We start from the raw sequence: 22,809 nt of genomic DNA on the forward strand, positions 1-22,809 counted from the left end.
GGTAAGCGTACGGTCCGGGTCGCGAGCACGACCGCGAGATGGACGTTCTCCAGTGCCTGGGGCGGGAGGTCCGCGCATGGAGCGAGAGGAAAGTCGGCGAATGATCGGCACGACGGCCACGCCCTGACTTCTCCCGGCCGGGCATCGCGTGCCGGCCGGCGCCGCACCGGGACCCGGGGGCCGCGTTGGGTAGGTGCTACTCACTCCCGGTGGGACGGGGCGTGGTCGGGTTCGGAGTACGACCAGGGGAGGGCGCATGGACACCGCACCGACAGCCGCCGTGACACCGGACGACCTGATCGCCGCCGTCTTCTCCGAGGCCGGTCGCGAGGACCCCTACAGGTTCTACGACCAGCTGCGCCGATCGGCTCCGGTCCACCTCGGCGCCGACGGCGTCGCCTACGTCAGCACCCACGCCGGATGCGAAGCCGTCCTGCGGGACGGCCGGTTCGGCGCATGGGGCGGCGACCACATCGGGGCGCTGCGGCCGGACTGGCGTGTCCATCCGTCGTACACAACCCTGTACGGCGGCATGATGACCAAGAACCCGCCCGAGCACACCCGATTGCGGCGGCTGGCCATGGCGTCGTTCACACCGGCCAGGGTGGCCCGGATGCGCGCCGGGATCGAGGAGCTGGTCGGGCGTTACTTGGACCGCCTCGAGGACGCGGGCTCGGACGGGACGGCCGTGGACTTCATGGAGCACTTCGCCTTTCCCGTCCCGGTCATCGTCATCGGAGATCTGCTCGGCGTTCCGGAGGGCGACCACCACGAGCTGCGGTCGATCGTGCGGGACTGGGTGCTCGTCTTCGAACTGCGCCCGACGCCGGACGAGGTGGTGCGGGCGGACCGGGCCGCCACCCGGCTCTGGGAGTACCTCGGCGACCTCGTCGAGGAACGCAGGGCGATGCCCCGCGAGGACCTGGTCTCGGCCTTCGTGCGGCCCGGCCAGCCCGACATGTTCACTCCGGCCGACCTGCTGAACATGCTGGCCTCGCTCTACAGCGCCGGCTTCGAGACCACGACCAACCTGTTCGCGAACGGATTGCGCGTCCTCTTCGCGCACCCGGAGCAGGCGGACGTGCTCCGCCGGGATCCGGCGGCGGCCCGCAGCGCGACGGAGGAACTGCTGCGGTTCGACGCGCCCATCCAGATGTCCTTCAGAGTGGCGTTGGAGGACGTGGAACTGAACGGGGTGGCGGTCCCGCGGGGCACCCCGGTCGTGGCGATGACCGGCGCGGCCAACCATGATCCTCGCGTCTTCGACGCTCCGGACCGGCTGGACGTGCGCCGGTCGCCCAACCGGCAGCTGGCGTTCGGGCACGGTGTCCACCACTGCCTCGGCGCGGGTCTGGCCCGGCTGGAGGCCGAGGTCGTGCTGCCCGCCCTGCTGGGGCGGTTCCCGTCACTGGCACCGGCCGGCGCACCGACCCGGCGGCCGGGAGTGGCCCTGCGCGGATTCGACGAGATGCCGGTGACCCTCATCTGAGACGCGAGCAAGCGGTCGCTGCCGTCCGGCCGGCCTGTGGCTGGCACCCGCATAGCCGGGTCACGACCCGCCTACCCCGCGCCGTCCGCGTGGCCGCGCAGAGGCAGCGACTGCAGAGAGCGGACCACAGAGCCGGGCTTGAGCCGCAACTCGTCAGGATCGACGGCCAGGCTGATCGAGTCGTAGCGCCCGACCAGTCCCAGCAGCGCCTCCTCCAGTTCCGTCTGCGCCAGCCAGGCCCCGAGGCAGCGGTGTATTCCGGCGCCGAACGACAGGTGCGCGGGCCTGGGGTCGAGGGACAGCGAATCGATGTTCGCGGCGTCGGTCGAGGGGAGGACGGCCTCACCGGGCCGGACGGTCACTGAGCCGATGCGGACCGGCACCCGGGCGACCCTGGCCAGGGCGCCTCCGATGATGTTGAACGGGGTGGTGCGCAAGTAGTGCGACACCGCCTCGGAGACGTCCTCAGGGCGGTCGCGCAACCGCTGGTGGGCGCCGGGCCTGGTGGCCAGGTCGAGCAGGTGGAAACCGAGCTGGCTCGCCGAGGTCTCGTACCCGGCGACGAGGATCAGGGCGAGCAGGGACACGGCTTCGTCCTGGTCCAGCTCTCCGGCCGCGATCAGCCCGGCCAGCTCGGAGCACAGGCCGTCACCCGGGCGGTCGGCGCGCAGGGCCAGGATGTCGGAGAAGTAGCCGATGAGGGCGTCGTGTGCGGCGTACACCGCAGCCGGTTCCGCGGCGGCGCTGATGGCCAGGTCCGCCCATGTGTGGAACTGCTCGCGGTCCTGGTGTGGCACACCGAGGAGCTCGCAGATCACATCGACGGGGACCGGCAGGCAGAAGGCCTCCACAGCGTCGAAGGTCTCCGGGGCCTCGGGCAGGGCGCGCAACCGGTCCTGTACGAGCGCACGGACGCGGGGGCGCATGGCCTCGGCGGCGTTGCGGCTGAACAACCCGGTGACGCACTTGCGGATCCTGGTGTGGTCCGGCGGGTCGAGGGAGAGCAGCGAGGTGCGCACCAGGAGGCTGGGCAGCATCTCGGAAACGGCCTCGACGGCCAGGGCGCGGCTGAACCGCGCGTCCCCCAGGATGAGGCGGACGTCTTCGTACCGGTGGACCAGCCATGCCTTGCCGCCGTGCGGCAGCACGACCGGTACGGGGTCCTCGCGGTCCTGGACCAGTTGCCGGTAGCGCGCGCCCGGGCCGGAGACGGTGGTGCTCTGGGCGAACGGGAACGCCGCGGTCTCGTCTGTGGTCATGCCGTCCTCCCCGCGTACCGCGCCTGCGGACGCGGCATGACTCTCGTCGCCCTCTCCGTCACCGGACCTGAGTAACCGGTACTCCAATGCCGTGGCTCAGCCCCGGAGGTTGCGGCGGGGCGGGTGCACGGCGACCACGTCCCTGAGATGAGCGCGGGTGCGGTCCATGATGGCGGCCAGCTGTGCCACTTCCCGGGGAGTCAGCACGTCGACGAACCCCTTGCGCACCACATCGAGATGCCCCGGGGCGGTGTGGTCCAGGACCCGCAGGCCGGCCGGGGCCAGGACGGCAAGGACGCCGCGCTCGTCGTCGGGGTCGGTTTCCCGGCGCAGCAGACCCGCCTTCTCCATCTGGGCGACCTGGTAGGTCAGACCACTCCGGGAGCAGATCATGGCGTGCGCCAGCTCGGTCATACGGCTGCGGTGACCGGGGCTCTCGTGCAGGCGGGTGAGGATCTCGTACTGGACCTGGGTCACCGAGCCGGCGTCCCGCAGCTGCGCGTCGACGAGCTTGGCCAGCAGGCTGCTCGTCTCCAGGAATCCGGTCCAGGCCCTCATCTCGGTCTCATTGAGCCACCGTGGTTCCGTCATTCCGGGATCCTACCTCCGGCCTCGGCACCCCTCCGCAAGCGCGTCCGCCCAGATTTGTCCGGATGCCGCGCCGTCCGGTGGAGAATCCGACCGGTAGGTGCCTTACTGCTCAACAGATCGTCATGCCACACTTGGCATATGCTGACTACCGCTCGGCTGAGGGTGCGGCGCTTCCGTCCGGACGACGCTCCCGTATTCGCCGAGTACCGCTCTGAGCCTGCCATTGCCAGGTATCAGGATTGGACCCCGCCCGTCTCGCCCAAGCGGGCCGCGGCCATGGTCGCCGACTACGCCGGGGGCAGCCCCCTGGAGCCAGGCTGCTTCCACTGGGCGCTGGAGCTGACGGCCACCCGGACGCTGATCGGTGACATCGGCGTGCACCTGCAGACCAACCTCCTGCAGTGCGACGTCACGTGCACGCTCGCGCTGCCGTACCACGGTCTGGGTTACGCCACGGAAGCGATGACCGCTGTCCTCGCGCACAACTTCGCCGTCCTCGAGCTGAAGAAGGTTTCCGCCCACTGTGACGCCAGGTCGGTCGCCGCGGCCCGCTTCCTGGAGCGTGTGGGGTTCCAGTTGGAGGGGCGTCTGCGTTCGCACCGGCTCGCCAAGGGCGAATGGACGGACGACCTGGTGTACGGCCTCCTCAGCTCGGACTGGCACCGCCTGAAGTGACCGTCCGGGCCGGCGGCGTCGGCACCTTCACGAGCCGCGGTCCCGCTCGGCCTCGTCCAACCAGGTCCTGACGGCCGGGTGATGGGGTGCCCAGGCCGCCCACACCGATTCCGCGTAGGCACGCTGGTCGCACCGGCCTGCCAGGACGTCGGCGACGGTGCGGGTGCCCTGGAGCGGCGGTGGTTCCAGCCACGGGAAGTCCCGCTGCACCGAACGCAGGAACGCCACCGCCGTCTCGGGACGCGCTCCGCGTTCGACGACGCGGCACAGACTCATCAGATGGCCCGCGACCGAACGGCGGGACTGGGGCCCCGGAACGCCGGGGTGCTGAGCGGCGTAAGCGTCATGGGCGGGAGGGGTGATTCCCGAGACCAGGAGTTCGCCGAACTGGCTCCAGCATCCCGGTGAGGCTCCGATGTACCGGTGCGTGGCGCCTGTCCCGCTCGCGGTGACACCGCAGCCCGGACACCGGACCAGCGGTGTCCGCACCTGTGCGGCCTCCGGCCGTTCCGTGTCGGGCATCGTGGTCAGCCGAGGCGGCCGAGCGCGGCCCGGGCCAGCTCCTTGAGCTGGTCCAGGGGGATGCGGCCGGACAGAAGGTAGACCTGCGCCGTGCCTCGCACCACCGACACGACGGTCTGCGGTCTGCCCGCGCTGCGATCCGTGAAGGTGTAGCCGGCGTCGCCCAGTCCCGGCAGGTCCTGTACGGGCTGGCGTCCCTTGTTCGCTTCCGCCTCCTGCTTGCCGATCTTCGTGCTCAGCCGTACGAGCAGTCCAGCCTGCGCGTAGGAGCAGGTGGTGATGTCCTCCGTCACCGCGGGACCGGGTTCGCCCTTGCCGGAGGCCGTCCCGGTGACCGCGGCGAGGTCCTGTGCGGTGACGGCCGAGCACGCGTCCGCCGCCGTGGCCGAGCCCGGAGCGGAGCTGCCGGACCCGCCGGCGCCGCCCCTCGAGGCCGAGCCGGCGGAAGGGGCCGGGGGAGCGGCCTCGGAGTGGGAGGGTGAGCATCCGGCCAGCGCGGCCAGGAGGACCGCGGCGGCCCCCGCACCCGCTGCGGCGCGTGCGAGGGCGGCGGACCGGCTCAGCGTGCGGAAGGCCGAAGGGGCGGTTCTCATAGGGTTTCCTGACTGCCGTGGACGAGGTGCCCTGCGTGATCGGGGCTGCTGTCCGCACCATTGGGTCCGCTGGCGGTCGGGGGACGCATCAGTAGCGACTACTCACGGGCGGGGCGCAGCGCTGCCGTGCGGTCACGGTGAGCAATGACTACTCACCCGCCTGCCGAACAGGCGCTGCTCTAATCGGCGCAGATCCCGTGACGGAGGACACCGCCCCCGGCCGGCCCGTGCCACCACCCGCGCGGAGCGGCAGGGCAGAGGAGGCGAGCGCAATGACGGCGGCTCAGGTACCGGCGACGGGCGCCCCGCGCCACGAGACCGTCCTGGACGGGCTGCGGCTCGCCCTGCGGGAGTGCCGCTTCGACGACGCCCGCGGCCTGCTCGACCGGGCCTGGTCGCTCGCCCAGGGGCAGGGCACGTTCTCGGTCGTGCAGACGGCCTTCAGCTACGGCATGTTCGCCGAGCGGGTGGGCGACCTCTCGATGGCGGAGAAGATGTACCGCGTCGCCCTGAAACGGGTGTCCGGGCTCTCCACGCGCTTCTCCCAGCCTCTGCGGCTGCGCATCCACGTCCGGCTCGGGGCCGTCTACTGCGGCATGGGGCGCCACTCCGTCGCGGAGCAGATCCTCACGGACGCGCACCGCGCGTACACGGCCCTCGCGACGGCGCCCGCCGAGGACCTCGCCGACGCGTGCACCGAGTTGGGGGTGCTGGCCCGGGTGACGGGCCGGTACGAAGAGTCCGAGAGGCTGCACAACCAGTCGCTCACCTTGCTCACGGCGGTTCTCGCCCCCGACGACCCGCGGCTCGCAACCGTCTGGGCGCACATCGGCAACACGGCTCGGGCCATGGGAGAACCCCGGCGTGCCGAAGGGTACGTCCGCAGGGCGCTGCGCATGCACAGCGAAGCGCTCGGCGACACCCACGTCGACGTGGCCTCCGACCGCATCCTGCTCGCTCAGACGCTGATCGCCAACGGCCACGACGGGGAGGCCCGGGCTCACCTCGCCGAGGCCCGGGACGTCCTGCGGCACTGCTTCGGCCCGTACCATCCCGCCGTCGGTGAGGTGCACGACCTCCTGGGCAGCCTCGCCTACCGCCGCAACGACTACCGGGCCGCGCAGAAGCACTTCGCCCGCGCCCTCGAAGTCAGACAGGCCGTCCTGGGTCCCCACCACCAGGATCTCGTCGCCACCCTCAGCAACCTCGCGCTGCTGCACAAGAAACAGCACGAATACGAGCGGGCGTACGGCTACTACAGCAGGGCCCGGCAGATCCTGACCCGCAGCATGGACCCCGACCGCACGACGCTCCGCTTCATCGACGATGCCCTCGCCCGCCTCCTCGACCAGGCCCGGACCACACCCCAAGGCCTCTGACCGACCCAGGTCCCGGCCGTACGACCCGAGGGACCAGACATGGCACCCACAACCCTCCAACGGCACCACGAGCACCTGCGCGCCGTCCGGCAGGCGCTCGACGCCGGACAGGTGCCCCGGGCCCGCGACCTCCTGGCGGCCGCGGAGCGGGAGGCACGCCACCTCGGCAGTACCGCCCGGCTGCAAGTGGCCATGGTGCAGGGCGAGACCGCGACGGCGGCGGGCGACCTCACCGAGGCGGAACGGGCCTACGTGCGCGCCTTCGAGTACGCCCTCACCCTCGGGCTCGCCCGGGACGACCCCGCCAAGACGCGCATCCACACGCGGCTGGGGGCCACTTACCGCGCGCAGGGGCGCTACGGCTTCGCCGACCGGGTGCTGCGCGACACGCTGCGCCTGGTGGAGCAGCGGGACAGCGCCGCACCGGCGGAGATCGCCGACATCTGCAACGAACTGGGCATGCTCGGCAAGTACACGGGCCGCTTCGACGAGGCCGAGGGCTTCTACCGGCGCGCGCAGGAGGCCCTGGCAGAGCTGCAGGAACAGGACGGTCCGATGGCGGCCTCGCTGTGGCACAACATCGGCGGCCTGGCCCACGCGCGCGGCGACTACGCGGCGGCGGAGGAGCCCGCACGGCGGGCCGTGGAGATCAGGGAGCGCCACTTGGGCGGCGACCACCCTCAGGTGGCCCTCGACCGCGCGGCGCTCGCCCCCGTGCTCGCGGGCCTGGGCCGGACGTGCGAGGCGGAGCAACTGCTGCACCAGGCCCTGGCGGTGTTCCGCCGGACCTGGGGGCCCGTTCACCAGGAGGCCGCGGTCACCTTCCACAACCTGGGCGCGATAAGCCACCAGGACGGCCGGCTGTCCGACGCCGACGACTACTTCGCCCAGGCACTGGAGATCAAGGAACAGCTCTACGGACCCCGCCACCCCGACCTGGCCATCACCCTCGCCAATCTCGCCTTCATCCGACGGCGGCGCGGACGCGAGCCCGAGGCACGCGCCCTGTACGAGCGGGCGCGCGACATCCTCACCGAGGCGGTCGAAGGGGACCACCCCGTGCTTGCGGCGGTCCTCCGCGCCTTGGAACAGCCGGGCGATTGAGCGGAAGCGGACCTTTCCCCGACGGCCTGGTAATCATGGGTACTTGTTACTCAGGCGACCCCGCCGAGCCGACGGCAGTATGTGCCACAGGTTTTCCGCGACACGCACGGAATGTGCGGCGGATCGTTTCACCTGAAAGGACGGCCATGCCGATGGCGGCGGAAGAGAATACCGCAGCACTTCAAGCGAGAGGCGGGGGGAAACTGGCCGGGGCAGTGCTCCTCGGCGCCCTCGTGGCCGTGGCGGTCGGGGTGTACGGCAGTTCCCACGAGGCGACCGGCCGCCCGCTGGCTCTGGTGATCGGATTCAGCGGCATGGCTCCCATGAAGGCGTGGCTCGCCACCGTCAGCGCGTTCTTCGCCATCGTCCAGGTGATCAGCGCCCTGTGGATGTGGGAGCGTGTGCGCAGCTGGGGGCCGCCACCGGCGGCCGTCGCGCCCCTTCACCGGTGGAGCGGGACGATCGCCTTCCTGTTCACCCTGCCGGTCGCCTACCACTGCCTGTGGAGCATCGGGTTCGCCACGTTCGACACCCGCACCACAGTCCACTCGCTCCTCGGCTGCGTGTTCTACGGGGCGTTCGCCACGAAGATGCTCGCGCTGCGCAGCCACGGCCTGCCCAAATGGACCCTCCCCGTTTTCGGCGGCCTGCTGTTCGCCACGCTGATCGGTCTGTGGCTCAGCGCTTCCGTCTGGTATTTCTCCCAGCCGAACGTCCCCCTTTTCTGATTTCCCGCGGGCTCCTTCGCGCGGCGTACCCCGCCCGCACGCCCTCCCGAGAACCTGGAGTTCCCCATTCCCATGTCAGAAGACGATCGCAGAGCCGACGACCGGGCGACCGCCCGGGAAACGCCCACCGGGCGCCGTCACCTCCTTGCCGCCGGAGTGGGCATCACCGCAGCGGTGGGCCTGAGCGGCTGCGTCATCAGGGAGCCGGAGGCCGCGCAGCCCCCCGCCCAGGCCACCTCCCAGCCCTCCGGCGACGCAGAGCAGCCGGCAGGGTCCGCTCCGGCCGCAGCCGGCCCCGCGGTGGCCAAGGCCGCCGACGTCCCGAACGGCGGAGGAAAGGTCCTGGAGAAGGAGAAGGTCGTCCTCACCAGGGACGCGGGCGGTCAGCTGCGCGGCTTCACCGCCGTGTGCACCCATGCCGGCTGCATCGTGGCCTCGGTGGCCGGCGGGACCATCAACTGCCCGTGCCACGGCAGCAAGTTCGACGTCGCGACCGGTCAGCCCGTGGCCGGCCCCGCCAAGGCTCCGCTCAAGGCGGTCACCGTGCGCCAGAGCGGCGACTCCATCTACCTGAAGTGACGGCACAGATGTCCCTCATGAACCGGCTCCCCACCACCCTCTGGATCGTCGGAGCCACCGTCGCGGTCGCGGCCTTCAGTCCTGTCGTGGGCAACGCGGTCACCGACCCCACCCCGGGTGCGGCCGCGGTGCAGCCCGCCGCCCCGGCGCCCGCACCCGAGGGCGACACCGCCCTGCCGCCGTCCGGAGCGCCGGCCCTCTCACCGGGGCCGCAGGAGCCGTCGGGCGGCGCGGATGCCGGTACGCCCGATCCCTCCGCACCGTCGTCGGCGGACGGGCAGCGCACGACCGTCGCTGCGGTGGACAGCCCGCTGGGACGGATCGCCGCCGACGGCCGCGGCCGGACCCTCTACCTGTCTACCCTCGACAGTCCCGCCCCTCCGACCTCCGTCTGCCAGAGCCAGAAGTGCCTGAGCGCGTGGAAGCCGCTCACGCTGAAGGGCGCCAAGGACAAACCGGTGGCCGGGCAAGGGGTGGAGGCGTCCGCGGTGGGCTCGTTCCGCAGGCCGGACGGGACGTGGCAGGCGACCCTGGGCGGCTGGCCCGTGTACTGGTTCGCCCAGGACACCCGGCCCGGGGACGTGAAGGGCCAGGGCCTCAAGGGCACCTGGTACGTCCTGTCACCCGCCGGCAAGAAGATCGCCGCCGCGCCGTCCTGAGGACCCGCGCCGCCCCGCACGCGGCGCTCGTGCGGACGTCTCGGAGGGGGCCGGCCTCGGCCCCCTCCGGCGCGTTCGGTGCCGGGATGGCCGGGACGTTGAGTGGTGATTGCCCATGTGGCCGTTCAACGCGGTCGCTTCCATGGAGGACAGCACGGTACTCCGCACGTCGACGGCCCGCGGAAGGGGCCGGAGCGGCCCGGCGCCGCGCCACCCCGCCCGTCAGCCGTACGACGGCGCCCACCCCCTCACGGAAGCTGGGTCATCCCTGTGCACGCCGAATCCCTGCCCATCGACCTGCTCATCGGCCCGCACCGCGCCGGTCAGTTCATCGCCTCGCGCGTCCGGATCCTGACCGATGAAGACCTCATCCCCGAAGCCGCCGCCTACGCCGCGGTCTGCACCGCGGTACTCGACAGCGATCCCTGGACCCTGGCCGAGACCGGACAGGTGTGGAGCCTGCGGACGGACATGGAGGAACGGCTCGACGAGGGGTGGCCCCTGACGGTGTACGTGGTGATGCGCTCGCCCGGTGACCACGCCACGGTCACCATCGAGGACGAGAACCTGCAGCGGTCCCGGGTGCCCCTGGCGATGCTCGCCGCCTATCGGCTGGACCAGTGGTTCTGGGCCCGGTGACAGCGGGCCGCGGCCCTCATACGCCAACCATGACGGATGCGAGCAGCGCCGCCACGGCGAGGAACGTCAGGATCAGGGTCCGGACCCGGTGGGCGTGGGATGAGGGCCGGGCGGCATGTACTCCGTGCCGCCGGTGGACTGGTACGACCGGATGCGCCATGGCTGCCTCCCAGCGTGCCGTTCGGCCGGGTGCCCGGCCCGGGTAGCTCGGACCACTGTCACGCCGCCCGCCCGGCCACCGGATGAGTAGGCACTACTCAGTTAGGTAATGGCTACTCAATCGCTCTCCACGCCGTAGGGGTTCACTTCAGGTAGGGAAGAGAGGGGCTGCGCGGCCGGCGCGGATCACGGAAGGAGGGGAGGGGTTGGCGGTTCCACCGTGTGCCGGGTGGCCCCTCGCCGTCCGCCCTGCGGGAAAGTGCAGGTGATCGGCCGTGTACACAACCTCGGCCAGCTTAAGAACCGGTCGGTGACCAGTACCGGCAACACACCCTGACCGGTGCGGGAGGTGGCAGGCTCTGACCGTCCGCCCCCGGGAACGCGTCCTCTCCGTGGTCCCGGGGGCGCCCCGCACCCACGGTCACCCCTTCCCTCCGCCGGTCGGACATCCCCCGTCCGACCGGCGGAACCGCTTCCCCGGTGGGGCCGCGGAAGCATCACACCGCGATCGTCGCCAGATCGCGCCCGTCGGTGGTGCGCACGGTGAGCTTGCTGATGAGGGCCGCATCCAGATCGGTCGACGTCTCCAGCGCCAGCGGATCGGGGTGGCCCGGCACGCCGTAGCCCGGCTCCGGTACCTTCCAGTCGCCCATGGGGTGTTCCCGTCCCTGGTGGTCGGTGGCGATCAGCCGGCAGCGCTGGGGCCCCTTGACTCCGCTCAGGGACAAGGACACCGCCGTACCCCAGGCCTTGGACCGCAGCGACGCGGTGGCCTTGACGCCCGTCGCCGGATCGGTGACCGCGCGCACGTCCGCGGCAGGCTGGGAGACCGCGGGCGCCGCCTGAGGAGCGGAGGCGCCGCCCGAGGAGGAGGCGACGACCGCTCCGGTCCCTGCGATGACGGCCGCGGAGGCGGCGAGCGAGAACATCAGCCGGACGCGCCGCTCGCCGCGCCGGCGCAGCGCCACGGCGGCCAGGGTGCGCGAGAGCAGTTCGTCGTCCGCCTCGAGGGTGCCCAGGACGGCCGGCGCGCTAGCGGCGTCCGGCTCCGTCCCCGGCTCCGCGTCTCCGTCTCCCTGTACGGGAGCGGCCAGGACGGCCAGGCGCTGCGCTGTCGGGGCGAGTTGCTCCGCCTCGCGCGTACACCGGGCGCACCCGAGAAGATGACCTTCGTAGGCCTCGGATTCGGCCTCGTCCATGCGGCCCAGGACGTATGCGGCCACGTCGAGGTGGGTGTCGTGCGTGGTGGTCACGTCCATGCCGCCTTCCGGCCTTCGGCCTCCGAGAGGGCCAGCCGCATGGCGTGCAGGGCGTAGTACACCCGCGACTTCATGGCGCTGGCCGAGATACCGAGCTGTGTGGCCGCCTGCGCGATGCTGCGGTCCTTCAGGTACGTTTCCGTCAATGCCTGGCGGTGGGTCTCCGAGAGGGCCTGCATCGCGTCGGAGACCACGATGACCTCCAGCGCCCTGCCCATGTCGTCGTCGCCGGGGATGACCTCCAGGGCGTCCGCGCCCGACTCGGCGGGACGGCTGGAGCGCGCCCGGTGCGCGTCGATGACCAGGCGCCGGGCCACGGTGAACAACCAGGGCCGAATTCCGGCCGTGTCCATGGCCGAGAGCTTCTCGGCGTGCTTCCACGCCCGCACCAGGACTTCCTGCACGATGTCCTCGGCCAGCTGGCGGTCGCCGCCGCTCAGGCCCGTCACGAAACGCAGCAGTGCCGTGCCGTGCTCACGGTACAGACGTTCCGTCAGATCGCCCGCGTCGGCGGGCAGGTGAGTACTGCCGTGGGACCGGTCCACGCGTCCACCAGATCCTTTCATCGAGTTGGCGCGCGACGCGTGCGCGGCACGGCGTGCGCGGTTCGGAGGGTGGGGGATCGGGATCACCCCGCACCCAGGGCCTCGTGGGTGAGGCGTACCGGGCACGCACCGCCGGGAGGGCGGTGCTGCCGCGGTGGTGCCCTGTGCGCCCGTACGGAGCGGGCCGCGGGGCACTGTCCGGCGCCCTCCTGGTCGGCCGCTTCGGGCATCGGCGCCGCGGTGGCGGCCGTGGGGCCGTACCTGGGCGGGGAGGGACGGGTACATGGGCTCGACTCCTGGAGCGGCCCGCGTCGGGCGGGCGGAACGGTCTGGACGCGCACCGGGGACTGTGGCCTGCACGCATGTGGTGGTACGTGCGCGCGGCCGCGACCGGGATGAGCAGACGTTGCCCATGACGCGGACCACACCCCCTGGGGAGCCGGGCGGGTCAGCAGTGGCGGGGGCCCGGCTCCACGGGCAGGGACGTCAGACCGCGCAACGTCCAGCTGTTCACGTAGGTCAGGCCGTCCCGGGGTGCGCCCAGTCGCATGCCCGGGTAGGTGCGGATCAGCGAGGGAACGGCGACTTCGGCTTCCAGCCTGGCGAGGGCGGCTCCCAGGCAGTTGTGGATGCCGTGGCCGAGGCCGAAGTGCTTGACGTTGGTCCGTGCGATGTCCAGCCGGTCCGGCGCGGTGATGGAGGTGGGGTCGCGGTTGGCGGACATGACGCACGGCATCACCGGAGTGCCGGCGGCCACCGCGGTGCCGGCGATCTCGGTGTCCCGCACGGGGAAGCGGATCACGGGGACCACTACGGAGCCGGAGTGCCTCAGGAACTCCTCGACCGCCTGGCTGTCCAGGGCGGGGTGGCTGCGCAGCAGCTCCCGCTGGTCGGGGTGGTCGAGCAGGGCGAGGACGGCGTTGCCGATCAGGGCCCGCGTCGTGTCGATGCCGCCCAGGATGATGACGGCGACCAGCGCCACCAGTTCGTCCAGGGACAGGCTCTCCTCGTTGCGCCAGGCATGCACGAGGAACGAGGTCAGGTCCTCGGCGGGAGCGCGTTCCTTGTCCAGCACGAGGGCCCGGCTGAGGTGGCAGATCTCGTCGAAGGCGTCGGGGGAGGCCTCGGACCGCGACGGGTCCGCGGGGAACGCGCGCTCCACCGCGTCGACGATGCTCAGATGCGCGTCCAGGGAGAATCCGAGGACCGCGCTGATGATGTCGGTGGGTATCGCGCCGGCGAAATCCTCGATGATGTCGATGCTCGGCTTGTCCTCGAAGCCCCGGAGCCGCTCGGCGACCTTCTCCTGGACCAGGAGGCGCCAGGACGCGACGCGGGAGGGGACGAAGTACGGCATGACCGCGCGGCGGATCCGGGTGTGGTCCGGTGGATCGCTCAGGGTGATCGCCTTCTCGAACACTCCTCCGTCCCCGATGACCAAACCGGCCTGACGGAAGCCGTCGTTGGCCCAGGCCGCCTGGCGGGTGCTGAAGGTGTTGTCCCCGAGCACGTGCTTCACGTCGGCATGACGGGTCACCATGAGCGTGGGCACGTCCCCTACGGGGAACGACAGCTCGTGGACGGGGGAGTTCTCGCGGAGCCAGGCGAACGTGGGAAAAGGGTCCTGGAAGTATGCGGTGCTGAACAGGGGGGCGTACGGTCCGGACACGCGGACTCCCTCATCGGCGCTGCGCCGGCGGTGCCGGTCGTCGAGCGTTCATGATCCCCTTCAGTGCCGCTGCCGGACATGAGTAACCGGTACCCACAGGCCGGACCACAGGTGCCCGCCCCCGGGTGCGGGGGATTCCGGTGCCCGTCTCACCGCTGGCGACGCGCCCTGCGGGTCCGGGTCGAACTCGGTGGTGCGACGCTTGCCGACACGGCCTGCCTGCTGATGTCCGGGGCGGCTGTGATCGCCGCGTCGGTCTTCCTGCCGGCCGTCATCGAGCAACGTAGGCCGAATGACAGCGACAGGTGTGTGCAGTACCGGCGCCCGGGTGCCGCAGTGGCAGGCGGCTGTCCATGTGAGTAATTGATGCTCAATACGTTAGGCCTCCGGAGCCGGTGTAATCGGTTCGCGAATGCATTTTCTATTCAGAGATGGGATTGAATATGATGGGCAAGCAGATTTCCGTGGCGCTCGGTGTGGTGGTCGGCGTCGGCATGGCGATGCTTCCCTCAGCGGCCGGTGCTGCCGAGTTAACGTGCACCGCGGGTGCCGTATGCACGTACGAGAGCGCTGAGGGCGGAACCCCGAATTCGGTTACGTACCCCACTCCGGGAGATTGCAAGAGCACCCCCGCGGCCCGCGCCGTGGCGAACCGGACGGACAGCTCCGTCAAGGTGTACGCGGTCGGCAGCGGCGGGCAGTACCAGCCGCTGGTCGAGATCCAGCCGGGTGGGACCGCGCAGGCGGGCGTCACCGCGGGATGGGACTCCTCCGCCACGGGCGGTGTGGTGTGCGCGCTGGCCCCCAACCACAACCAGATCCTCCTGGGCGTGTAGGGCCGGCATTTCACCCAGCGGCACGGTCCGGATCGTCAAGGTGCCCCGCCTCCATGAGGCGGGGCACTGCCGTCTGCGAGGTCTGCTGCTGCCCCTCAGGACCCGTTCTTGGGCGCAGCTCTTCGCGCGCGGGCAAGCACAGCGCACTCAGGCGTAACCAGTTTTGTGGAACACGCTGCCCTGAGTTGGAGGCGTCGGTTGATCGCGGGGGCTTCCTGCTGGACCCGGTTGTGATGGTGATCACTGCAATGGGCAAGGCCGGCCGGACAGGACTGCGTGTGGAGATAACGCTGCGCGCCCGAGTGCGGGCCGGGGACCCGGTCGCATTCGGGCAGATTTTTGATGAGCATGCCAGGGTGGTGTACCGGCATGCGGTGCGCTGGACCGGCGACTGGGCCGCTGCCGAAGACATAGTGTCCCTGACTTTTCTGGAGGCGTGGCGGCTGAGGAAGAAGCTGCGCCCTGAAGGGGAGAGTCTGCGGCCTTGGCTGCTGGGGATCGCGACCAATGTGCTGCGTAATACGGCCCGCGCTGCACGCCGGCACCAGAAGGCGCTTGCGCAGCTGCCGCCGCGTGAGGCCGTGCCTGATTTCGCGGAGGAACTGGTGGGCCGGCTCTCTGATTCAGAGCAGCTGGCTGCGGCTAAGGCTGCGCTCGAGCGGTTGCGGCCGGCGGAGCGGGAAGTGTTTGCACTCTGTGTGTGGTCAGGTCTGGAACATGCGGCGGTGGCCGAAGCGCTGGGGGTACCGGTCGGCACGGTCCGCTCCCGCCTGTCTCGGGCTCGCGGCCGACTGCGGGAACTCACCGAGCAGGAACTGGCCCGGGTTTCAGAAAATATGCAACGCCATTCTGGCAGCGGACAGATACCGGGTGACCGCTCATCCGCGGTCCGGTCGAATCAGGAGAAGAACCGATGAATGCCGACCAGCAGCCGACGCAAGGGCCGGGACGTGAAGAGCTGTCCCGGCTGCTGCCGGCACCGGCGGACCCCGATCTCTCCCCAGGCCGTCATCGTCTGCTGAAGGAACACCTCATGAAGCACATGCAAGAAGAGTCACGTCTCACTGCCAGGCGCCGGCGGCTGGCGACGCGCTTCGCCGCCCCGGTGGCACTGGCGGCAGCTGTGGCCGGTGTCGCGGTGGGTATCGGCCAGTCGTCCGGGAACGCTGACACCCCTGTCGTCGCGGCCGGTCCTGACCGGATCAACAACGTGGCCTACACCCTCGATCAGGAGCCCGGCAGCGCGGTCAGGATGAGCATGCGGGTCCAGGGAGAGGAGAGGAAGTGCGTCAACGGCAACTGCACTGTCCCCGAATCCCGTCCTGCGCCTGTGAGGGTGGTGGCCGACCCTGCCGAATTGCAGCACGACCTCGACCGCATGAACGTGAACGCCCGCGTCTACCGGGACGATCCCGGCTGCTCTGTCGACCAGAAGAACCTCAACCGCGACCACGACGCTGACCGGGCCGCGGTGGGGAAGATCCAGCGCGAAGGCGACCGGCTGGTCACCGTTATTCACCGGGACAAGATTCCAGAAGGCTCCACCCTGGTCGTAGTCCTTCCCTCCTCGTACGGGAAGGGTCATGGACTGTTCGGCCTCGACGTTCTCAAGGGAGAACTTCCCTCCTGCTACCACGCTCAGAACGGGGAACTGTCCTAATTCCAGGACTATGCCTTGGCCGGTGAGCCCACATCCCCTCGCCGGCCAAGGCACCTGCGCAGGCCGATGGCTGTCAGCAGTTCCCGGCCCAGGTGATCAGGGTTTCGCAGTGGTAGATCAGCCGTAGTCCCTCGCGTGGCGGTGGGAGCGCATCATCCAGGCGATGCTGCGCTCCCGGACCCAGCGGACGGGGCAGCGCCACGAGGCCGCAGGTGTCCTTCGCACCGCTGATCGTCTTGACCGTAAGGATCAGCAGGGCGGGGCCCGGACGCGAGCTCAGAACGCGGGCACCCGCGTTTTCCGGGCGGCGGACCGCAGCCCTGAGCGGATCCTGCGGGCCCGGGCCACCAGAGCGGCCGCCGCCTCGTCCTCGCCCCGCTTGCGCTGGATCACCGCGAGTTGCTCGAGCAGGTCCGCCACATCAGGGTGCGTGCCGCCGTGTGCGTTCTGTTTGATCATGAGCGCCTCGGAGAGGAAGCGTTCGGCGGACCGGTCGTGTCCCTGATGCAACGCGATGCCCCCCAGGTTGTGCAGGGTGACAGCCACTTCCGCGTGGGTCGGCCCGAGCGCTTTGCGGAAAGTGGACAGTGCGCGGTGCAGCTGTTCCTCCGCATCACCCAGCCGCCCGAGGCGCACCAGGGCCGCGGCAAGCACCGACCGGTCCGTGGCCACCGTCAGATGACCCGCGCCCAGTGCCGTGAGCCGGATGTCCAGCGCCTTGCGCGCCGCGGATTCGGCTGCCCCGGCGTCGCCGAGCCCCGCCTTCAGGCGGCTCCGTTCACGCCAGACCGGCGCCATCGCCGGGGCGTCCGGCCCGTGCGCAGTCTGCACCAGGGCGTGCGCGCGGTCCAGGAACGCAGCCGCCTGCACCCACTTTCCGGTACGGCGTCCGAGGAAGGCCAGTTCGAGGCAGACGCGGGCGATGTCGTCCGGGGCGGTGAACGGCAGCAGTTCGTACGCGGCGAGTGCTTCCGTCAGGACCTTCTCCGCCGTGGACACGTGTCCTCGGAGGAGGAGCAGACCGCCAAGCCGGACGCGGACGATGAGCTGGAAGGACACCGACCCCGGACAGCGCCGGCTCCTGGCGTCGACCAGCACCTGTCCCAGGATGGCCGCGGCGCCGTCCCAGTCGCCGCTCGCCTGTATTACCACTGCCTCCGCGAGACGAACCTGGGCGAGGGACTGCGGCCCGAGTCCGCGGGCGAGTGGTGTGGCGCGCTCCAGCGCGGCCCGGGCGGCGGCGAAGTCGCCCGCCTCCACGGTCCGGTAGGCCGTGGTGAGCAGTTCGCCCACCATCCGGTACCTGATGCTGCGGTCGGAGCGGGCCGCCGTATCGGAGTTCACAATGCCACCTCGCGGTTTGATCCTCGCAGCCGGCACGGCTGACGGCCGCCCGGGCGGCGGGCCGAACGCACGGCCCCATTACAGGCACCCCCGCACGGCCGCGTTATGAGTAAGGGATACTTACGTTGGCGTGAACTGCTCGGTCGGAGATGCCGCTCCGTCACTGGCCGCGGCACGCGTGCTGTTTGCACCTTCCCGGGTGCGGCGTCGGTGCGGCGCGGCCCCGCGATCCCGGGCACCCCCGGCGCTCCCGCCGCACCCGTCCCGGCACTCGGTGGGCAGGTACTTACTCAGGTCCGCCCCGTGCACCGTCGACGCTTCGCTGCAACCCTCCTGAGCTGCTGTTATCCGTCACACCGGTGGGTCTGACGGAGCGCCGGAAGTGGGGTAAGGCTGAGTAAAAATTACTCAGCCGACGGGGAGTGACGCGGGTGTGTACTTACCTCACTACGAGGCGGCAACCATCCCTCATTGCCATCCGGGAAACGACTTGCCACCCGGCCGGGATCCACGTCCTCTTGGAGGAAACATGCCTACGGGAGATCTGCCTTCACACTGGCCGATGGTGGGGCGCGACGAGGAGATCGCAGAGCTCAAGTCCGCCTGGAGCAGCCGCAAGAGCCGCATCCTGATCGTCTCGGGGCCGGCCGGCGTGGGGAAGTCACGGCTCGTCGACGAGTTCCTTTGCCTGCTGTCGGCACAGGGCGTTTCCTGTCAGCGCGTCGTCGCCACGGTCTCCGCCGCCGCGGTTCCGCTCGGGGCCCTCGCCCATCTGATACCGGACGGCGTCGACCTGTCCGACCCGGTACGCGGATTCGCCGCCGTGGCCCGGGCGATGGCGGGCGAGAACCAGTCCGACACCGCCATGCTGGTCGACGACATCCAACTGCTCGACGGCACCTCGGCCGTCCTGCTGCGCCAGCTGCTCGACGCGGGCGCCGTGAGGATCATCGCCACCCTGCGCACCGGACACCCCGTCCCCGAGGCCGTGGCCTCGCTGATCCACGGCGACGCCGCCCACTGGGTGGGTCTCGGCGAACTCGACGAGACCCGCACGGACCAACTGCTGCAGGCCACCCTGGGCGGGCCCGTGGCGCGCTCCGCGCTGCAGATGCTGCACACCGCGGCCGGGGGCAACGCCCTCTACTTGAGGGAACTTGTCCATGCAGCGCTCGTGACCGGACGGCTCAGCCACGACGGGGAGACCTGGGACCTGAGCGTCGACTGGGTCCCCGCCGCCACCCGGCTCAGTGCCCTCGTCGGAGCCAGGATGGCCGCCGTGGAACCCGAGGCGCGCATAGCACTCGACCTGCTGGCCGTTTGCGGCCCCCTCTCACTCGGAGACCTGGAGGCGGTCGCCAGCGCCGCCACCCTGGCACGGCTCGAGTCGGACGCACTGATCCAGTGCCGTACGGCCCGCCGGCGCACCGAGGTCTCCCTCGCGCATCCTTTGTACGGCGAGATCCTGCGGACCATGCTTCCTGAGCACCGCCGCAGGCAACTCCTCCTCCAGGAGGCGGAACGCGTCGCCTCCTACGGGGCGAGACGCCGCGAGGACGCCCTCAACATCGCCACGTGGCGGCTGGCCGCCATCGGGGAGGCCGACCCCGGCCTGCTGACGCAGGCGGCGGCCCTCGCCCGGCACGCCCACGACTACCAGCAGGTCGTCACCCTTCTCGACGCGCTGCCGGAAAGTCATCAGACCGTCGCCACCCGGCTCCAGTACGGAGAGGCCCTCATCGAACTCGCGCAGTGGGAAGAGGCCGAAAAGCTCCTGGCCGACGCGGCGCAGCACTGCGGCACGCCCGAGGAGGTCCTCGCGGTGACCGTCGCACGGACCATGAACCTGCTCTGGGCCGACGCCGTCACCGAACATGCCCTCGCCATCAACGACGAGGGACGCGCGCGCCTCCCCGGCACCCGGTACGGCCGCGTCCTGGACACCAACGAGGCACTCATCCGGACCGTCTCGGGCGAACCGCTGCGTGGGCTGGCCGTACTGGACGGCGCGCTCGAGCAGGACATCCGGCAGACCGCGGACATGAACGTCTGGCTGACCGGGGCCATCATGAAGGGCATGGGCCTGGCTTCGGTGGGCCGCACCGCGGAGGCGGTGCAGTGGGCACGGCACGCCTACGCCGCGCACCTCGAGGTCAACGAGCACGCCCTGGTCCCGCACCCCGCCTCCCAGCACATCGCGCTGTGTTTCGCGCTGACGGAGACCGGGGACCTGTCCCAGGCGCGGCGCGTCGGTGAGGCGGCCTACCAGGCGCTGCTCGCCGACCGGGCCCCTTTGCCGCGCATCTGGATGGCCTTCTTCGTCGGCCACATGGAGTGGCTGGCCGGGCATCCGGTGACGGCCCGCCGCTGGTTCGCCGAGTCCGTGGCCCTGTCGCGGCGCCAGAACCAGAGCAGGGCCCTGAACCTGGGCCTGACGGCGCTGGCGGCCGCGGCCGCGGTCACGGGTGACCTCGACACCGCGGCAGATGCCCTGCGGGAGTCCCGCGCATACCAGCCCATCGGCTTCCTGGCGGGGCAGGAGAGTCTCGGAGCGGCCTGGATCCTGATCTCCCAGAAAGATCTGACCGGGGCGAAGGCCGAACTGCGGGAGGGCATCACCCGCGCCCGCGGAACCGGACACACCTCGGCCGAGGCGCTGCTGCTGACAGAGCTGGCGCGGCTCGGCGAGGCACGGACGGCCCATGCGCGCCTCGGCGAGCTCGCCCAGCAGGGCGACGGCGCGCTGCTGGCAGCCCGGGTGCGGTTCGTCAAGGCGCTCGCCGTGCGCGACCCCGAGCGGTTGATGTCGTCCGCCGAGGAGCTGGGCGATCTAGGTGTGGACCTGCTCGCGGCCGAGGCGGCCGCCGAGGCGGCCTCTCTGTGGCACCAGTGCGGCGACCACCGGCGCGCCACCGCTGCGACGCACCACGCCCTGGTGTCCGCCGCCCGCTGCCAGGGCGTCCGCACACCGATGCTGGCGTCCCTGCGCGGCACCAGCACCCTCACCGACCGGGAGTGCGAGGTCGCCCGCCTGGCGGCGGTGGGGACCACCAGCAAGGCCATTGCCGCGACCCTGCACCTCTCGGTCCGTACCGTCGACAACCACCTCCAGCGGATCTATTCCAAGCTCGGAGTGGCCACCAGGACGGAGCTTCCCGCAGCCCTCGGCACCCCCGCCGTGTCCGAGGACTCATGGGCCTGAGGGCACGTCACCATGGACCGGGACCGGGCACAGCTGAGGTATCCGATACTCACGGAGGCGGCGGGGAGCGCCGCTAGGGTCGGGTCCGTTCAGACGCCGCCCGCGCACCGCACCGGGCGGCAACCTCCGGTGAAACGAGTCCGACGCGATGTCAGCGGATCTGGTCGTGGGCCGGGCGTTCACCGGCGGAGCGGTCGCCGGGGCGGACCCGCTCGCGTTCGACGCACACGTACCCTCCCTGGCCCTTCTCAACAAGGCCGGCGACACGGGCGGCCTGTTGCGGCTGCTGGCGCTGATCGTCCCGCGGCCACAGGACCTCGCGGCCCTCGGCGCCGCCGAATGCGCCGCCGCGATGCGCGACCTCGGCATGGTCATGGGGTCGCTGCGGCGGCACACGGTGGAGCCGGTGCGGGCCCTGCCGGCGACGGCCCCCGTGCTGAAGCTGCTGGGCGAACGCACCGGCATGGTGCCCAGGGACACGATCGTCCACTACACCGTGTGGAATCCGTGCGGCCCCAGGGAACGCACGCACACGGGATCGCAGGAGGAGTCGGCGATGCTGGCGGCGCTGCGCTGGTACGTGTGCGCCGTCGCGGAGGCCGCCGGCGCCGGCACCGAACTGGCCCGTCTCGCGGTCGAGGACGAATGCTTCCCCACCGTGGCCGACCGGCTGTCGGGCGCCCTGCGGGAGGCCACGGTCGCACTGGACGCGTTCGTCCTCGACGTCCCGCCCGCCTTCTTCGCCGACGTCCTCAGGCCGTACTACGACGCGATAGACGTGGATGGTGCTTCCTACCCCGGTCCGTCACCCGCCCACGCACCCCTGCCGGCGCTGGACCGTGTCCTGTGGGCGTGCGATGCCGGGCTCACCGCCCCCGCCGGGTACTGGTCGGTGGCGGCCGCGCACGCCCTGCCCTCCTGGCAGCCCTGGTACGCGCAGGGAGCCTCGGGCCCCTCGCTCGTGACGCGGGTGACAGCCGGCCTGGCCCGCGGAGAGGGCATGACGGCCGCCCGGGCGCTGCGCGAGGTCCTCTCGGCCCTGCTGCGCTTCCGCGGCAAGCACCTGACCCTCGCACGCCGGGCCTATCCCCAGCGTGACGCTGCCCACCGCGCCGGGGAACCGGGCTCGGTGATCGGCCTGCTGGCCGACATCACCGATCTGACCCGGGAGAACAAGAACCTCCTGGTGCGGATGACAGCCGGCGGCGAACAGCCTGCCCGCGCCTGATGACAAACCACCACCGGCGCGCCCGTACGAGAGGGGCGAACCGCGAAGCCGCGAGCCCGGGCACCCGCGGCCGCGCCTGCCCGACAGCCACCTTCCGGAGGGAGCACACCATGGACCTGTCGCTGAATCCCCCTGGGTTCACGCCGCGGGAGTTCCGCGAGCTGGCCGCACTCTACGAGTCCAACCCCGACTACTGCCGGGCCTCGGGAGAGTTCGAACCGGGGCGGATCACCGCCGCGCAGATGGAGACGGCCCTGCGCGAGGAGGCGGCGCTCGACGGCTCCGACATCCTGCTGGCCCGCGACGCCGACGGCCGGCTGATCGCCCTGGTCGAGCTGCTCACCCTGAACCCCGCCGACGGTTACCCCTGGATCGGACTGCTCATGGTCCACGGCTCCCTGCGGCGCCGCGGCACGGGGCGCGTCCTCGTGGACCTCGTCGAGCGGCGGCTGCGGGACGGCGGAGCCAGGTCGGTACGCCTGGCCGTGCTGCACACCACCCCGGGTGCGATGGCCTTCTGGACCGCTCTGGGCTGGCGGGCCGTGCGCGAGGCGGCGGACAACCAGCACGGCCGGTCCTGCGTGGTGATGCACAAGGACCTCGACGGCCCGGTCGCGTAGCCGCCGCGGCGTGGTCCGCCGACGGCGGCCCATGAGTATCCGCTACTCATGATCGCCGTGAGTCCGGGGT

Annotated in this window: 22 protein-coding genes; 14 read left to right on the forward strand and 8 right to left on the reverse strand. The window is 71.1% G+C overall.

The window, feature by feature from the left end; all coding sequences use genetic code 11:
- The first annotated feature begins 256 nt into the window (after nucleotides 1-256).
- Nucleotides 257-1,489 (forward strand): cytochrome P450, encoded by a 1,233-nt coding sequence (locus tag ACZ6CZ_RS31505; RefSeq protein WP_469027981.1) that lies wholly within the window; start codon nucleotides 257-259, stop codon nucleotides 1,487-1,489.
- A 71-nt stretch (nucleotides 1,490-1,560) separates the two neighbouring features.
- On the opposite strand, the gene ACZ6CZ_RS31510 is transcribed toward ACZ6CZ_RS31505, so the two are convergent.
- Entirely contained in the window at nucleotides 1,561-2,748 is a 1,188-nt protein-coding gene (locus tag ACZ6CZ_RS31510) for a cytochrome P450 family protein (protein WP_469027984.1), read from the reverse strand.
- A gap of 96 nt (nucleotides 2,749-2,844) precedes the next feature.
- Complete coding sequence (locus ACZ6CZ_RS31515) at nucleotides 2,845-3,339, reverse strand: MarR family winged helix-turn-helix transcriptional regulator (RefSeq protein WP_469027986.1); 495 nt, start codon at nucleotides 3,337-3,339, stop codon at nucleotides 2,845-2,847.
- A gap of 138 nt (nucleotides 3,340-3,477) precedes the next feature.
- Here ACZ6CZ_RS31515 and ACZ6CZ_RS31520 point away from each other — a divergent pair, with 138 nt between their 5' ends.
- Nucleotides 3,478-4,014, forward strand: a complete 537-nt coding sequence (locus ACZ6CZ_RS31520; RefSeq protein WP_469027988.1) for a GNAT family N-acetyltransferase — start codon at nucleotides 3,478-3,480, stop codon at nucleotides 4,012-4,014.
- A gap of 27 nt (nucleotides 4,015-4,041) precedes the next feature.
- On the opposite strand, the gene ACZ6CZ_RS31525 is transcribed toward ACZ6CZ_RS31520, so the two are convergent.
- Together ACZ6CZ_RS31525 and ACZ6CZ_RS31530 are read right to left on the reverse strand one after the other, a co-directional pair.
- Nucleotides 4,042-4,536: a DUF5946 family protein gene (locus ACZ6CZ_RS31525; RefSeq protein ID WP_469027991.1), complete on the reverse strand. Its 495-nt coding sequence runs from the start codon at nucleotides 4,534-4,536 to the stop codon at nucleotides 4,042-4,044.
- A gap of 5 nt (nucleotides 4,537-4,541) precedes the next feature.
- Nucleotides 4,542-5,129, reverse strand: coding sequence for a hypothetical protein (locus ACZ6CZ_RS31530; protein WP_469027993.1), 588 nt, complete (start codon nucleotides 5,127-5,129; stop codon nucleotides 4,542-4,544).
- 272 nt (nucleotides 5,130-5,401) lie between these two features.
- Between ACZ6CZ_RS31530 and ACZ6CZ_RS31535 the strand changes: the two genes are divergently transcribed.
- From ACZ6CZ_RS31535 to ACZ6CZ_RS31560, 6 genes are all read left to right on the forward strand, one after another.
- Entirely contained in the window at nucleotides 5,402-6,508 is a 1,107-nt protein-coding gene (locus ACZ6CZ_RS31535) for a tetratricopeptide repeat protein (RefSeq protein ID WP_469027996.1), read from the forward strand.
- 39 nt (nucleotides 6,509-6,547) lie between these two features.
- The gene (locus ACZ6CZ_RS31540) at nucleotides 6,548-7,612 is read left to right on the forward strand and encodes a tetratricopeptide repeat protein (protein WP_469027999.1); all 1,065 of its coding nucleotides are present in this window, start codon (nucleotides 6,548-6,550) and stop codon (nucleotides 7,610-7,612) included.
- A 215-nt stretch (nucleotides 7,613-7,827) separates the two neighbouring features.
- A complete protein-coding gene (locus tag ACZ6CZ_RS31545; RefSeq protein ID WP_469028002.1) occupies nucleotides 7,828-8,340 on the forward strand; it encodes a DUF6529 family protein in 513 nt (170 codons plus the stop codon).
- A gap of 72 nt (nucleotides 8,341-8,412) precedes the next feature.
- Complete coding sequence (locus ACZ6CZ_RS31550) at nucleotides 8,413-8,919, forward strand: Rieske (2Fe-2S) protein (protein WP_469028005.1); 507 nt, start codon at nucleotides 8,413-8,415, stop codon at nucleotides 8,917-8,919.
- Between the two features lie 17 nt (nucleotides 8,920-8,936).
- Nucleotides 8,937-9,578, forward strand: coding sequence for a hypothetical protein (locus ACZ6CZ_RS31555; RefSeq protein ID WP_469028007.1), 642 nt, complete (start codon nucleotides 8,937-8,939; stop codon nucleotides 9,576-9,578).
- Between the two features lie 270 nt (nucleotides 9,579-9,848).
- Nucleotides 9,849-10,217, forward strand: a complete 369-nt coding sequence (locus tag ACZ6CZ_RS31560) for a hypothetical protein (protein WP_469028009.1) — start codon at nucleotides 9,849-9,851, stop codon at nucleotides 10,215-10,217.
- Nucleotides 10,218-10,873: 656 nt separating this feature from the next.
- On the opposite strand, the gene ACZ6CZ_RS31565 is transcribed toward ACZ6CZ_RS31560, so the two are convergent.
- The 3 genes from ACZ6CZ_RS31565 to ACZ6CZ_RS31575 all read right to left on the reverse strand — a co-directional run bounded on the left by ACZ6CZ_RS31565 (nucleotide 10,874) and on the right by ACZ6CZ_RS31575 (nucleotide 13,849).
- Nucleotides 10,874-11,635 carry a hypothetical protein gene (locus ACZ6CZ_RS31565; RefSeq protein ID WP_469028012.1) on the reverse strand — a complete coding sequence of 254 codons (762 nt, stop codon included), beginning with the start codon at nucleotides 11,633-11,635 and terminating at the stop codon, nucleotides 10,874-10,876.
- A complete protein-coding gene (locus tag ACZ6CZ_RS31570; protein WP_469028014.1) occupies nucleotides 11,626-12,180 on the reverse strand; it encodes a sigma-70 family RNA polymerase sigma factor in 555 nt (184 codons plus the stop codon). Before ACZ6CZ_RS31570 ends, ACZ6CZ_RS31565 begins: the two co-directional genes overlap by 10 nt.
- Nucleotides 12,181-12,628: 448 nt before the next feature.
- Entirely contained in the window at nucleotides 12,629-13,849 is a 1,221-nt protein-coding gene (locus ACZ6CZ_RS31575; protein WP_469028017.1) for a cytochrome P450, read from the reverse strand.
- Between the two features lie 500 nt (nucleotides 13,850-14,349).
- Here ACZ6CZ_RS31575 and ACZ6CZ_RS31580 point away from each other — a divergent pair, with 500 nt between their 5' ends.
- The 3 genes from ACZ6CZ_RS31580 to ACZ6CZ_RS31590 all read left to right on the forward strand — a co-directional run bounded on the left by ACZ6CZ_RS31580 (nucleotide 14,350) and on the right by ACZ6CZ_RS31590 (nucleotide 16,345).
- A complete protein-coding gene (locus ACZ6CZ_RS31580; RefSeq protein ID WP_469028108.1) occupies nucleotides 14,350-14,685 on the forward strand; it encodes a peptidase inhibitor family I36 protein in 336 nt (111 codons plus the stop codon).
- 278 nt (nucleotides 14,686-14,963) lie between these two features.
- Nucleotides 14,964-15,602, forward strand: coding sequence for an RNA polymerase sigma factor (locus tag ACZ6CZ_RS31585; protein ID WP_469028111.1), 639 nt, complete (start codon nucleotides 14,964-14,966; stop codon nucleotides 15,600-15,602).
- Complete coding sequence (locus ACZ6CZ_RS31590) at nucleotides 15,599-16,345, forward strand: hypothetical protein (RefSeq protein WP_469028019.1); 747 nt, start codon at nucleotides 15,599-15,601, stop codon at nucleotides 16,343-16,345. Before ACZ6CZ_RS31585 ends, ACZ6CZ_RS31590 begins: the two co-directional genes overlap by 4 nt.
- A 276-nt stretch (nucleotides 16,346-16,621) precedes the next feature.
- On the opposite strand, the gene ACZ6CZ_RS31595 is transcribed toward ACZ6CZ_RS31590, so the two are convergent.
- Entirely contained in the window at nucleotides 16,622-17,689 is a 1,068-nt protein-coding gene (locus ACZ6CZ_RS31595; protein WP_469028022.1) for a tetratricopeptide repeat protein, read from the reverse strand.
- A 562-nt stretch (nucleotides 17,690-18,251) separates the two neighbouring features.
- Here ACZ6CZ_RS31595 and ACZ6CZ_RS31600 point away from each other — a divergent pair.
- The 3 genes from ACZ6CZ_RS31600 (at nucleotide 18,252) to ACZ6CZ_RS31610 (ending at nucleotide 22,739) form a co-directional block, all read left to right on the forward strand.
- On the forward strand, nucleotides 18,252-20,891 hold the full coding sequence (locus tag ACZ6CZ_RS31600) for a LuxR C-terminal-related transcriptional regulator (protein WP_469028024.1): 2,640 nt from the start codon (nucleotides 18,252-18,254) through the stop codon (nucleotides 20,889-20,891).
- A 148-nt stretch (nucleotides 20,892-21,039) separates the two neighbouring features.
- A complete protein-coding gene (locus tag ACZ6CZ_RS31605; protein WP_469028026.1) occupies nucleotides 21,040-22,119 on the forward strand; it encodes a monodechloroaminopyrrolnitrin synthase PrnB family protein in 1,080 nt (359 codons plus the stop codon).
- A 110-nt stretch (nucleotides 22,120-22,229) separates the two neighbouring features.
- Nucleotides 22,230-22,739, forward strand: a complete 510-nt coding sequence (locus tag ACZ6CZ_RS31610) for a GNAT family N-acetyltransferase (RefSeq protein WP_469028029.1) — start codon at nucleotides 22,230-22,232, stop codon at nucleotides 22,737-22,739.
- The last annotated feature ends 70 nt before the right edge of the window (nucleotides 22,740-22,809 follow it).

It is taken from the genome of Streptomyces sp. NPDC041135 (genome assembly GCF_055592085.1).

Excerpts from the sequence above, each read along its gene's own strand:
- ACZ6CZ_RS31540 (WP_469027999.1), top strand. The coding sequence starts at position 6,548 with ATGGCACCCACAACCCTCCAACGGCACCACGAGCACCTGCGCGCCGTC.
- ACZ6CZ_RS31520 (WP_469027988.1), top strand. The coding sequence starts at position 3,478 with ATGCTGACTACCGCTCGGCTGAGGGTGCGGCGCTTCCGTCCGGACGAC.
- ACZ6CZ_RS31505 (WP_469027981.1), top strand. The coding sequence starts at position 257 with ATGGACACCGCACCGACAGCCGCCGTGACACCGGACGACCTGATCGCC.
- ACZ6CZ_RS31605 (WP_469028026.1), top strand. The coding sequence starts at position 21,040 with ATGTCAGCGGATCTGGTCGTGGGCCGGGCGTTCACCGGCGGAGCGGTC.
- ACZ6CZ_RS31515 (WP_469027986.1), bottom strand. The coding sequence starts at position 3,339 with ATGACGGAACCACGGTGGCTCAATGAGACCGAGATGAGGGCCTGGACC.
- ACZ6CZ_RS31510 (WP_469027984.1), bottom strand. The coding sequence starts at position 2,748 with ATGACCACAGACGAGACCGCGGCGTTCCCGTTCGCCCAGAGCACCACC.
- ACZ6CZ_RS31525 (WP_469027991.1), bottom strand. The coding sequence starts at position 4,536 with ATGCCCGACACGGAACGGCCGGAGGCCGCACAGGTGCGGACACCGCTG.
- ACZ6CZ_RS31550 (WP_469028005.1), top strand. The coding sequence starts at position 8,413 with ATGTCAGAAGACGATCGCAGAGCCGACGACCGGGCGACCGCCCGGGAA.
- ACZ6CZ_RS31610 (WP_469028029.1), top strand. The coding sequence starts at position 22,230 with ATGGACCTGTCGCTGAATCCCCCTGGGTTCACGCCGCGGGAGTTCCGC.
- ACZ6CZ_RS31600 (WP_469028024.1), top strand. The coding sequence starts at position 18,252 with ATGGTGGGGCGCGACGAGGAGATCGCAGAGCTCAAGTCCGCCTGGAGC.
- ACZ6CZ_RS31565 (WP_469028012.1), bottom strand. The coding sequence starts at position 11,635 with ATGGACGTGACCACCACGCACGACACCCACCTCGACGTGGCCGCATAC.
- ACZ6CZ_RS31580 (WP_469028108.1), top strand. The coding sequence starts at position 14,350 with ATGCTTCCCTCAGCGGCCGGTGCTGCCGAGTTAACGTGCACCGCGGGT.
- ACZ6CZ_RS31590 (WP_469028019.1), top strand. The coding sequence starts at position 15,599 with ATGAATGCCGACCAGCAGCCGACGCAAGGGCCGGGACGTGAAGAGCTG.
- ACZ6CZ_RS31555 (WP_469028007.1), top strand. The coding sequence starts at position 8,937 with ATGAACCGGCTCCCCACCACCCTCTGGATCGTCGGAGCCACCGTCGCG.
- ACZ6CZ_RS31535 (WP_469027996.1), top strand. The coding sequence starts at position 5,402 with ATGACGGCGGCTCAGGTACCGGCGACGGGCGCCCCGCGCCACGAGACC.
- ACZ6CZ_RS31530 (WP_469027993.1), bottom strand. The coding sequence starts at position 5,129 with ATGAGAACCGCCCCTTCGGCCTTCCGCACGCTGAGCCGGTCCGCCGCC.